The organism is Lactobacillus sp. MRS-253-APC-2B, assembly GCF_012843675.1.
Classification (GTDB): Bacteria; Bacillota; Bacilli; order Lactobacillales; family Lactobacillaceae; genus Limosilactobacillus; species Limosilactobacillus pulli.
Genome location: NZ_JABAFO010000029.1, coordinates 1 through 11771, shown reverse-complemented (window position 1 = coordinate 11771; position 11771 = coordinate 1). Strand labels below are relative to the sequence as shown.

The window sequence follows — 11771 nt, the reverse complement described above, 5'->3', positions numbered from 1 at the left end:
CAACCATAGGAAACGAAAGCCAAATAAAAAGCACCTTTTCGGTGCTTTGTCGGGGCGATTCATCACCCGAACAAGTTCGGGTGTCCTCTCGCCTAAAATTATAGCGTTCTTTAGTCTTCACGTAGATAAATCTGATCAATATGATGATTTTCGGCCTTATGCAGAATCACATCAGCCCGATTGCGCGTTGGCAAGATGTAATCGCGCAGATTAGGCAGATCAACCGTATCCCACACTTCCCGCGCCATCGCAAAGGCTTGTTGACGATTGCCCTTTGTGTAAGGGTAGTAATAGTTGCTTGGATCTTGAAAAGCCGTGTCCAAAAGCATGCCGAACCGTTCTAGGTACCATTGTTCAATCAATTCCGGCTCGGCATCAATATAAATCGCGAAATCGAAAAAGTCGCTAACATAGATCCGCTGCGTGGTTGGCAGCTGTAAGACGTTAATTCCCTCAACGATTAAGACGTCTGGCTTTTCAATTACCTGGTACTCGTCAGGAATAATATCATAGACACTATGCGAATAGATTGGTGCCTGCACGTAATCCTTACCAGCATTGACATCATTTAAAAACGTCAACAGCTTCTCCATATCGTAGCTTTCCGGAAATCCCTTGCGCGCCATGATTCCCCGCTTTTCCAACTCTGAATTGGGGTAGATGAAGCCATCAGTAGTAATCAACTCAACCTGTTTATCTGGCATCAAACGTTTCAGTAAAATCTGCAGCAATCGCGCGGAAGTGCTCTTACCGACTGCCACTGAACCAGCGATTCCAATAATATAAGGTATTCGCCGCATTGGCTTTCGCAAAAAAGTCATCTTCTGCAGCTGCATCTGCAGGTAGTTTTGATACTGCAGCTGAATCAGCTTAATTAAAGGCAGGTAGACCTCGCGTACATCTGTCAGCGAAATCTGGTCATTGAGCGACTTAATATCATCAAGGTTTTCCTGGGTTAAGAAAGTTTTGCCATATGGGAAAAAACTATGCCAGGTTTCACGATCAAAACGATCATAATTCAGCCATTCATCCATCTTTTTGAATCCTTTTTATCAAATTTCCTTTAATTTTATCACAACCGGCAATCTTAGGTGAAAACGTTCGCAAATCTAAAACAAATCGTATCATTTATGTCCAAACCCTACGTTAAAATAAAAAGCCCAGCCATTTTGACTGAGCTTTTTGGTTATTTAGTTGGGAACTTCAAAGTAACGCCCTTTAATTCAGGTGCATCGGTCGTGTATTGATCCAGCGTTGATTGGTCGTTGTTTTGACTCTTCAGGCTGGTCTTGCTCTTCTTTTGCGCCTGTTTAAGCTGCTTAAGTCCATTCTTCAGCGTGTACGAGTAGTTCTTCTTGTTGACCGTCTTGAAGCCTTTCAATTTGTAGAAACGCAACAGGTCGCCATTGACGACTTTATCGGACAGTCCCAAGTCGGTCGTAACGTACTTTTGAATCTTAGCAAACTCAGCCTTTTGGGCCTTGGTTGGCGACTTGATCTCTTTGCCGCTGCTGGTGTAGTAGTAGTCTCCATTGTACTTGGTGTACTTATTGGTTACCCAGTCGCCATTTCTAAACGGCACGATCTGGTTGCGGTTCTTAGAAAGCAGGTCCTGACCAAACTGAACGTATTTATTGGAACTGATGCCCAAAAGATCCTCGATGGTTGGCAAGACGTCGATTTCACCGCCATAAGTATGGTTGACGCCACCCTTTAAGCCTTCCATGTTGATCATGAACGGTACTTTCTGGAACATTGCCAAATCGTAGTTGTCAACGGACTTCTTGCCCAGAATTTGAGCGATCGCGGCCTTGTGGTTGTTGGAGATACCATAATGGTCACCATATAAAACCAGCATCGTATTCTTGCGCAAACCGGTTGAATCCAAGTAGTTGAGCAGCTCGCCCACCGATTCATCCAAGTAGCGGGCCGTCTGAACATAGTGATCAACCGTGCTGTCACCGGTATTCCACGACTTGATCGAAGTATTCTTCTTATCAATGATGTAAGGATAGTGGTTCGAAACCGTGATCAGCTTAGCATAGAACGGTTGTGGCAACTGTTCCAGATAGTAAGCAGATTCCTTTAAGAACAGCTTATCTTTGACCCCATAACCCATGTCTTCATCTTTGACTTTTGGCAGATAGTCCTTACTGAAGAAGTACTGGTAGCCAAAGCTCTTGTAGGCATTATCACGGTTCCAGAAACTAGGCACGTCACCGTGGAATGAGGCCGTAGAATAGCCCAGCTTTTGTTCCAGCAAAGCTGGTGCCGACTGGAACGTATTCGTCGTCCCATCAGTAACCATGGCCGATCCTTCTGGCAGACCATACAGCGAGTTTTCCAGCATCAGTTCCGCATCGGCAGTCTTACCTTGACCAACTTGGTTAAAGAAGTTGTCAAACGAAATCGTATCACTGGCATGGTAGAGCTTGTTTAAATTAGGTGTAACCTCTTCACCTTTCCACTTGTAGTCGATCATAAACTGTTGAAAACTTTCCAGGTGGATAATGATGATGTTTTTACCCTTGGCCTTACCATAGTATTCAATGTTTGGCGAAGCATAGTTTTTCTTTAAGAACTTCAATACCGGCTTAATGTCGTTACTGTTGGCCTTGGCTTTAACTGCACTGTTATGCGTAGTCTTAACGCCGTCATAGATCGTATAGGCCTGCAGTCCCAGATACTTGACAATGTAATTGTTGTCAAAAGTCCGCGTCAAAAGCTGCGGACGATCTTTTTCGGCCATGGCCAGGTTGGCCCCAAACAGCACAAAGCCGATTGCTGTAATCGTCATGGCATAACGAATCTTAAAGTAGCGCATATCAATGCGAATAAAGTGAGTAGCCAATAAGACGATCAAAATGATGACGTCTAAGTAGACTAAAAAGTCGGTTGGCTTGATGATGCCCATCAGACTCTTGCCCAGGTTGTTTGAGGCTGCTCCAGAACCTTTGATGATGTTAAAGGTAATAAAGTCGGAAAATTCTCGGTAATAGAGAATGTTGGCAAACAGCCAGGTTGACAGCAAAAAGTTGATCAGAATCATCAGCCAGTATGAGAGTCGGCCGCGGAAATAAAGCGCGATGCCCAAAAAGACCAAAGCCCCAGGCAAAGTGTTAAACGCCAGCAAAAACTGCTGCATACTGTCGGAAAGTCCCAAGTTAAACTTGGTTTTATAAGCCCAGTAACTCTTAATCGCAAACAAGAGCACCGTGAGAAGAAAGAAGCCCAGCTTAGTATTCAAGCCACGTCTTACCTTCTGCAACGCTGTTTTCATAGTTTTTCCTCCATCAAAAAATATCAACATTAGATATCATACAATAAAAGGTCCCCAGCCGTTGCAATTATTCAACGTTTTTTAACAAATGTTTGGAATTTTTTAACAACATGTTTGGAGTTGTTTTCAAATACATTCAATCCCAATCAAGTCCATATTCTTGACTACTTTTTGTCAATCAGTTCGTATTCAGAGGCTGGCACATCATCAAACAAGTGACTGGCCTGACCTACGCTGATGATCGTCAATGCATGCATGGCCCGCGAACAGATCGTGTAGAGCAGCTGTCGCTCACCATCGCCACGGTACTTTTGTTCATTGGCATCCCAAACAATGACTGCATCAAATTCAAGTCCTTTAGCCAGGTATGATGGCACGACCAAGATGCCATCAACCAGTCGCTGATTCTCGGTCCGAATCAAAGTTGCCTTGATGCCTTGTTCTGTCAGCAACTGATAGATCTGCTCACTATCTGACAAGGTCTTGCCGATGATCGCAACTGCATCATGCTGCTTTTGGTATTCCTCTAACACCGAGATCATCTGTGACGTGGCAGCATTTACGTCAGCCAATTGATAGATGCTTGGCAGCTCGCCTTGGCGCTCGAAGGCCTCAATCTTTTCACCATCTTTGAGTACATGCTTGGTAAAGTCGGTAATCTGCTTGGTTGAGCGATATGACTTGGTTAATTGAACTACCTTGGTTTTTTCGGGATCAAACATGGTTCCTAATTGTCGCAGCAACTGACGACTGTTGGCACCGGTAAAGATTGCCTGGTTAAGGTCTCCTAAAAGCGTAAAGCGGGCATTGGGAAAGCTAAACTTCAAATAGGCCAGCTGAAAGGCATCATAGTCTTGAACCTCATCGACAAAGACGTAGCGAATGTCACGCTCACCGCGCTTGCCCGTTAGCAGGTCGTACAAGTATAGATAGATTGAGATGCCAGCCGCACTGATCTGACGCTGTTTGAGGCTTTGCGTAGTTTTTTCGATAAAATCAGCCCACTGCTGCTCAGTCAGATCAAATTTCTTTAAGTCAACCAGCTTAGGCAGTGCTTTTAAAAACAGCAGATATTGAGCATTGATGTTAATCCACATGTTATGGCGGATTGCTCGATGAATCGGTGCAAACTCCTTTAAGACGATCTGCTTGGCATAGAAATTGTATTCCTGTTTTTCGGATTCAAACTCGCGTGGCCGATCGTTCATCATTGCATCCATCTGCTCTTTACTTAAACTTTGGACAGCCGCTTCTGCCCATTTGGAGCGCATCGCCCCACCAACTCGACTGCGCAGCTGATGATCAAGCGCTTCTTTGGTCGCATCCAGTCGATTGCCCAGATTATAGTTGCGATTAAACGAATAGTAGATTTCTTTGATCTGATCTTTACTGAAAAACGGCTTGCCATGAAACATCAGATTACGAAAACGCAGACCGTGCTGCCCCAAGCTTTTGGCGTAGATACCAACGGCTTTGAAGCTGCTCAGACTGGTCAAAAGGCGATTGATATTTTGATCAACTTCTGCTTGACTGCTCTCAAAGCGCTGCTGCAGCGTCTGTACGTGCAGTCTTGGTACCCGACGATTGACGTATTGGAAATAAGTCATCTGGACCATATTGTGCTCACCTAATTCAGGTAGCACCTGGTCGATATAGTCGTTGAACAGCTGATTGGGACTAAACAATACCACCTGGCTGGCCGTCAGATTGCCACGGTAGCGATATAAAAGCCAGGCCACACGCTGCAAGACGGCGGCCGTTTTACCTGAACCGGCGGCCCCTTGAACAAACAGCAGCTCGTCTTTAGCATCCCGAATAATCTCGTTTTGCGTTTTTTGAATAGTCGTAACGATGCTCTTCATCTTGGTGCTGGAATGCGTTCCCAAGGCACTAAGCAGCATTTGATCAGTCACAGCCTCATCGGTATCGTAAAGCGTTACGATCGTCCCATCCTCAATCTGGAACTGCCGCTTAAGACGGACATCAACCTCCTGCTTGCCAACCGGTGTCTCATAGCTAACCGGCCCCAGCTTGCCGTCATAATAAATTGAAGAAATCGGTGCCCGCCAGTCGTATACCAAAAAGTGGTCTGGCCGATCAGAGAATGATGCCAGTCCGATATAGATAGTTTCTGGTTTTTGCGCACCCTTTTCTAAAAAGTCAATGCGGGCAAAATATGGCTTGGCCTCTAAGCGTTTGAGCGTACTCAGACGATCAGCCGCATGCTGCCAACTGTTTTCACGCTCATCAAGCATCTGCTGCTGAGCACGAACAGACATAGCCGTATCCATCATTCCTGAATAGGTTGTGGTATTCATATGGATATCATTGAACTGCTTACTCAGGCCCTTTACATCCCGTTTGGCGTTTTCAATCGTGCCGCTGGCTTTTTCTTCAGCCTTGCGAACCTCTTTAACGACATGATCCAAATGATGCTGTTCGTATTGTTGGATTGATTCTGTCAAACCTGAACATCCTTCCTGTCTTGAAAATCTAATCTTAGAATTATAACATTTTTTGCGTTACGATTCCGTTTTTTAGGCTTGCCTGCATAAGGTTTGCTTAACTTGTCGTCTTTTGCCTGTTTTAAATAGTTCAAGAAGACTAGAATTATTTTAAAATTTGATTTGAAGGTGGAGATATTGTCATCGCTTTTTTATGCTTTGACGCACATTCCTCAAGTTGTCCTCCCCCTGTTCAATTCACTGGGCAGCTGGACCTACGTCATCTTATTTGGCCTGATTTTTATGGAGACTGGCCTGATCGTTTTCCCATGGCTGCCGGGTCAATCATTGATCTTTGTCACGTCGTCTTTTGCTGCTTTGCATGGTGCCGAGGTCAAAATGAGCATTTTAGTACCCGGCTTTTTCATCGCTGCCGTCCTGGGCGATACGCTCAACTATTTGATCGGTACTCGCTTGATCAAATGGCCCTGGCTAGAGCAACGACTGGCTGGTCCAACCATGAAAAAAGCTAAGATCTTCTTTGCCAAATATGGCTTACGGGCTGTTATCTTTGGCCGTTTTATTCCATTGATTCGGACCTTTGTACCACTGATCTCAGGCATTGCCAAATATCATTTTGCCCGTTTCATGCTTGGCAACGTTTTAGGTGTCGCCATTTGGGTTGCTTCAGGGGCCTTGGCTGGCTATTATCTTGGCAGCATTCCATTCGTGCAGGCCCATTTTTCAACGCTGCTGCTGGGGCTGGTCATCGGCGGATCTTTACCGGCCGTCTTTTTCAATCTCATCAAGCAGATCCGTCGGCATATTATTGAACGCAACCTCTAACGCAATTTCGTACAATTTACCGTGGAATAATGGTAAACTGAATACTAAACAACGTACAGAATAATGGAGGTTTTTTCCTTTGGCAGTAAATGTTTATTTCGTTCGACACGGTCAAACCTACTTGAATCTGTTTCATAAATATCAAGGCTGGTCAGATGCACCGCTAACTGAAAAAGGTATCGAAGACGGTAAACGAGTTGGTAAAGCGCTAGCTGACGTTGACTTTGACTACCTTTTCTGCAGCGATATGCGCCGTACGGTCAAGACGGCAGAACTGCTGGCTGCCAGCCATCCAACCAAGATCGTTCATCCAGAACCTGATTCATCCTTCCGAGAAGTTTTTTTCGGCTTTTTCGAAGGCGAGGACACAGCTACGGCTTCCATGAATATTGGTCTTTGCCGTTCCTACGACGAACTGGTCAGCAAGTATTCTGTTGAAAAAGCCCGTGACATTACCAAAGCAGCTGACCCATTCCATTTGGCCGAAAACGATGCTGAATTTTGGCAGCGCATGGATAAGGGGTTAGACCGGCTGCGCAATCTTCCCGATGGCAGCACGGCGGTCGTTGTTTCCCACGGTGCCGCCATCCGGTCAATCGTTAGTCGTTACGCTAAAGACAAGACACTCGCCAACGAAGCACCCGTAAACGGCAGCATCACCAAACTTTCCTTGACCCCAGATCAAACCGAGATCGTCTTTTACAATCAACTGAGCTTGCCTGAATAAAACCTTGCTAAAAAGGGGGAACTTTCTGTTAATGGACAATAATATACAAAGTGCTGAACCGGTAATCATCATTGGTCTCAATATGGATCAGGAAGACTATGAATACTCCATGGAGGAATTGGCTGCTCTGGCTGAAGCCAATCAAATGGAAGTTATCGATCGATTGGATCAGTCGTTGGACCGTCCCAACTCCGCCACCTACTTCGGTTCCGGCAAGGTTGAAGAACTGCGTCGTCTAGCTGAGGCTGAAGAGGTTGCCACGGTTATTGCCAATGACGAGCTGTCGCCAAGTCAGCTGCAGAATCTGGCCGATCAAACCGGCGTCCGCATTCTGGATCGCACGGCTCTGATTCTAGAAATCTTTGCCAAGCGCGCCAAGAGCCGTGAAGCCAAAATTCAAGTTGAGATTGCCCAGCTGCAATACCAATTGCCACGCCTACAGACGGCTGCCAACCAGCGGCTTGATCAGCAAACCGGTGGCGGGGCCGGCTTTACCAACCGTGGTGCCGGTGAAACCAAGCTGGAAATGAATCGGCGTACGATCAACCATAAGATTAGCCATCTGCGGGCTGAATTAAAAGAAATCGCCAAATCAGAAGACGTCAAACGGGCTAAACGAGAAAAAAGCGATACGCCAACTGCGGCCCTGGTCGGTTATACTAATGCCGGTAAATCAACCATCATGAATCAATTAGTCAGCCGCTTTGGAATCTCCGAAGAAAAGCAGGTTTTTGAAAAAAACATGCTGTTTGCTACCCTGGATACCAGCGTACGCCAATTGACGCTGCCGGATCAAAAACGTTTCTTGCTTAGTGATACGGTTGGTTTTGTCAGTAAACTACCAACGCATCTGATTGAAGCCTTTAAATCAACGCTAGCTGAAGCTGCGAGTGCTGACCTTTTAATCCAGGTTATTGATTATTCCGACCCCAACTACGAAGCTATGATGCGCACGACTGAAAAAACGCTCAAGCAGATCGGCATTGAAAACATTCCGATGCTCTACGTCTTTAATAAGGCTGATCAGACTGAGTTTGAATATCCAGTCATGGAAGGCGATAACCGCATCATCATCTCGGCTAAGGATGACGAATCCATTCAGCTCTTGGTCCAGTCCTTGCGCCGCCATCTATTCAAAGACTATGTGCAGGCTGACCTCTTGATTCCATTTGCCGATGGACGAACGGTTTCCTACATCAATGAAAACTGCAACATTTTAGAAACCGAGTACCTTAATGACGGCACGCGGCTGAAAGTCGAGATGTCGCCCCAAGACTACGCACGTTTTGAACGCTACGTCATTACCAAATAAAAAGCTCTGGCATCGATCAACATCGGTGTCAGAGCTTTTTACTTTGAATTACCAGCCGGCTACTGCATTTGTCTATAAGCAGTTAATCTCTGACCCCAAGCTGTCCCGGGCTAAAATGACTAGTCTACGCTATTGTGTCCAAGGTGATTTGAAACTGCATGAATTGAGTTTTTGGCAAAATCAATCACATCCTGCTGTGGAACCTCATAGTTGTTTTGACGCCACCAGTAGAAAGCCCCCAGAATCGAGCCGCTCATAATATAAGCCAGCATTTCCGGATTCTTGGAATTTCTCAGCGCCAGTGTGATCGTATCATTGTTTTCAGCATCATGACGCTGCTTGAGCAAAATCTCACTGACGATCTTCATAATCTCGCCATATAACGAGCTATGCGAGCTGCTATCAGTCAGATTACGAAAGATCTCGCGATTGTCTCCAACATACTTGATAATGATCTCAACAAACTCATCTTCATTACGATCTGATTGCTCAATCAAAATATTCAAGCGCGTATTGATCGTTTGCTCCAACAAGTCATACTTGTCATGAAAATAACGGTAAAAGCTGCTGCGATGCAAGAGTGCCTCATTACAGATTTGATCAATCGTCAAATGTTCAAATTGGTGGGTCTTTAATAGGCTTTCCAATGCATTTTGGAAATCTCGAACAGTTCGATTCATTTTCATTAAAATTGGCCTTTCTATCTTGAGATTGTGCTTAGATTATAAAACGTTGCTTTATGAAACAACATATTTTTATTAATATTATAGTCCTTTAACAAGACAGTTCAATCATTGTGTTTTTTTAATTTGTCTTATTTTTAGCATTTTTTATCACAATCTAGCAGAATATGGTACAATCTTTCTATGAAAACGTTTGCTTTTTAAGAGGTGGATTAAATTATGGAAATTAAAGAAAGCAGTTTTGGTACTTTTGAAGGTCAAGAAGTCAAAAAATACACGCTTATCAACGATCAAGACATGCAGGTCAGCGTTTTGAACTATGCCGGCCTTTTGCAGGAAATCTCAGTTCCTGGCAAAGATGGCAAGCGTGTCAACTTGGTTTTAAGTGCTGCTGACATTGAGCACTTCACCGACAACGGCATGTGCAACAACCGTGTGATTGGTCGGGTTGCCGGTCGTTTGGGTAAAGGTGAGTTTACGATCGATGGTCAAGAATACCACGTTGACACCAACGAAAACGGCAATACGCTTCACGGTGGTCCTAATGGCCTGGGCAACCAATTCTTTGATGCGCAAACCGTTACGACGCCAAACACCGTTAAAGTCGTTTTGACCAAGACGATGACGCCTGAAATCGACTCCTTCCCTGGCAATGAAAAGGTTACGGTCACCTACTCACTGAGCAACGATAACCGAGTTGTGATCGATCTGGACGGTGAAACGGATGCCAACACCTTATTCAACCCAACCGTTCACACCTACTTCAACTTAGGCGATCCTGACGTGGCCACCGTTGAAGATCAAGTACTGCAGGTCAATTCCAAGTTCCATCTGGATGTTGATGGCGAAAAGATTCCAACTGGCAAGAAGCTGGTTAACGCCGGGACACCATTTGATTTCCAGACTCCTCGTCGCTTGGGCGATGCCTTAAACGAAATGAAGGACACCAAAGAAGGCGGCTTTGATGACATCTGGCAAGTTGAACCAAGTACAAACGTCAACCACGAACCCGTTGCCGTGTTATCTGATCCTGCCAGCGGTCGCAAGATGAAGCTGTACTCAGATCGCAACGGTCTGGTTATGTACACCGCTAACGGCATGGACAGTTCGCTTAAGTTCAACCGGCCAAGTGCTTCATGGTGTGCTTTGGCAATGGAAGCCCAAACGCTTTCTGATACGCCGCACCACCCAGAATTCGGTGACATTACCCTGCGGCCTGGCAAGTCAGCCCACCACCGCATCGTATACGCAATTGAATTTTAATTATGTCTAGCCGGAAATCCCTTGACTTTAGTCATGGGATGGATAGGCCTACTATGATATAATCCTTGTAGATAGTAATTAACTTAGTAGCTGCATCACTGAGAATCAAAGTGAGTATTACAGCATTATAGGACTGACTATCTAACAACTATTGATATATCGTCTCTATGGCAACCTGGGGACGTAAAAGGCATTGGTAATTAGATGATCACTGCTCAAGCAACTGCGGCTGTTTGAGTAAATCGTCCGTATCTATGCAAATTGTGGTTCAGACACTCAATATCGGGGTGTTTGCCCACAAGCCATCGACTTTAGCCGATGGTGGTTGACTCCAAACTAATTCAATTTGATAAAAACCGACAGCCTGTCTTGCAGACTGTCGGTTTTGCTATAGAATAGGGTCTATATAAGGAGTGATCGATTAATGAGAATCAATATCTTGCAGCACACCCCCAACGAAGGCCCCGGCGTGATCAGTGAATGGGCGCACCAGCGCGGCCACGAGATCTACGTTTATCATCCTGCCCAGTTCAACAAGCTGCCCAAGGCTGATGAAACCGATATGCTGGTGATCTTAGGCGGTCCCATGAGTCCCAACGATGATCTGAACTGGATCAAAAAAGAACGGCAATTGATCAAGGAACTCTTGGCTCAAGACAAGCCAATGTTTGGTGCCTGCTTTGGTGGCCAGCAGCTGGCTATGACTTTGGGCGCCACGGTCAAAGACTCACCAGTCAAAGAAGTCGGCTGGGCGCCGGTATCCAAAAAGAGTGGCGTCATCCCTGGCTTGCCTGAAACCTCAACCGTTTTACACTGGCACCAGCAGATGTTTACCATTCCGGCGGGAGCTAAATTGCTTTATTCATCGGCTGGCCTAAGAGAGCAGGGCTTTGTCTACGGCCATCGTGTCGTTGGCCTGCAGTTTCATTTTGAGCCATTAGCCGATAACGTCCGTGAGATCGTTGTCAATGATGGCGAGTATGCAGCCGGTTCGATTCTTAATCAAACGCCGGCTGAGATTATTGCTCATCCCGTACCTAAAGAAAATGCCGCGACCATGTTTAAAATCTTGGACTGGATCAACGAATGAACTGCCGTCTGTCCTATTTGAAGCATTAATGCAGCAAAAAAGCTGTTGGTTTGGTGTGTACCCAAAAAGCTGGAATTGAATATTAATTACTTGTAAACTGAATAAAAATTTTTATTAGGCAGCCAG

General features: G+C 45.3%; 9 protein-coding genes. 5 read left to right on the top strand and 4 right to left on the bottom strand.

Translation table 11 applies throughout. The features are described from left to right. Positions 1-110: 110 nt before the first annotated feature. From coaA to helD, 3 genes are all read right to left on the bottom strand, one after another. Entirely contained in the window at positions 111-1034 is a 924-nt protein-coding gene (gene coaA, locus HF864_RS09035) for a type I pantothenate kinase (RefSeq protein ID WP_169462662.1), read from the bottom strand. A 152-nt stretch (positions 1035-1186) separates the two neighbouring features. Then, complete coding sequence (locus HF864_RS09030; RefSeq protein ID WP_169462661.1) at positions 1187-3280, bottom strand: LTA synthase family protein; 2094 nt, start codon at positions 3278-3280, stop codon at positions 1187-1189. A gap of 164 nt (positions 3281-3444) precedes the next feature. Further along, positions 3445-5745 carry an RNA polymerase recycling motor HelD gene (helD, locus tag HF864_RS09025; protein WP_169462660.1) on the bottom strand — a complete coding sequence of 767 codons (2301 nt, stop codon included), beginning with the start codon at positions 5743-5745 and terminating at the stop codon, positions 3445-3447. A 177-nt stretch (positions 5746-5922) separates the two neighbouring features. Between helD and HF864_RS09020 the strand changes: the two genes are divergently transcribed. The 3 genes from HF864_RS09020 to hflX all read left to right on the top strand — a co-directional run bounded on the left by HF864_RS09020 (position 5923) and on the right by hflX (position 8609). Next, on the top strand, positions 5923-6570 hold the full coding sequence (locus tag HF864_RS09020) for a VTT domain-containing protein (protein WP_169462659.1): 648 nt from the start codon (positions 5923-5925) through the stop codon (positions 6568-6570). Between the two features lie 79 nt (positions 6571-6649). Then, on the top strand, positions 6650-7297 hold the full coding sequence (locus HF864_RS09015; RefSeq protein ID WP_169462658.1) for a histidine phosphatase family protein: 648 nt from the start codon (positions 6650-6652) through the stop codon (positions 7295-7297). A gap of 31 nt (positions 7298-7328) precedes the next feature. Continuing rightward, on the top strand, positions 7329-8609 hold the full coding sequence (gene hflX / locus HF864_RS09010) for a GTPase HflX (RefSeq protein WP_169462657.1): 1281 nt from the start codon (positions 7329-7331) through the stop codon (positions 8607-8609). A 119-nt stretch (positions 8610-8728) separates the two neighbouring features. Here the strand turns inward: hflX and HF864_RS09005 are convergent, their stop codons facing one another. Then, positions 8729-9295 carry a TetR/AcrR family transcriptional regulator gene (locus HF864_RS09005; RefSeq protein ID WP_169462656.1) on the bottom strand — a complete coding sequence of 189 codons (567 nt, stop codon included), beginning with the start codon at positions 9293-9295 and terminating at the stop codon, positions 8729-8731. A 216-nt stretch (positions 9296-9511) separates the two neighbouring features. Between HF864_RS09005 and HF864_RS09000 the strand changes: the two genes are divergently transcribed. Beyond that, the gene (locus HF864_RS09000; RefSeq protein WP_169462655.1) at positions 9512-10555 is read left to right on the top strand and encodes an aldose epimerase family protein; all 1044 of its coding nucleotides are present in this window, start codon (positions 9512-9514) and stop codon (positions 10553-10555) included. A gap of 424 nt (positions 10556-10979) precedes the next feature. Continuing rightward, positions 10980-11645 (top strand): type 1 glutamine amidotransferase, encoded by a 666-nt coding sequence (locus HF864_RS08995; RefSeq protein ID WP_169462654.1) that lies wholly within the window; start codon positions 10980-10982, stop codon positions 11643-11645. Positions 11646-11771 lie beyond the last annotated feature (126 nt).

Bases quoted from the DNA above. Each gene is read 5' to 3' on its own strand.
- coaA (WP_169462662.1), bottom strand. From the start codon at position 1,034: ATGGATGAATGGCTGAATTATGATCGTTTTGATCGTGAAACCTGGCAT.
- HF864_RS09030 (WP_169462661.1), bottom strand. From the start codon at position 3,280: ATGAAAACAGCGTTGCAGAAGGTAAGACGTGGCTTGAATACTAAGCTG.
- hflX (WP_169462657.1), top strand. From the start codon at position 7,329: ATGGACAATAATATACAAAGTGCTGAACCGGTAATCATCATTGGTCTC.
- HF864_RS09005 (WP_169462656.1), bottom strand. From the start codon at position 9,295: ATGAAAATGAATCGAACTGTTCGAGATTTCCAAAATGCATTGGAAAGC.
- HF864_RS09000 (WP_169462655.1), top strand. From the start codon at position 9,512: ATGGAAATTAAAGAAAGCAGTTTTGGTACTTTTGAAGGTCAAGAAGTC.
- HF864_RS08995 (WP_169462654.1), top strand. From the start codon at position 10,980: ATGAGAATCAATATCTTGCAGCACACCCCCAACGAAGGCCCCGGCGTG.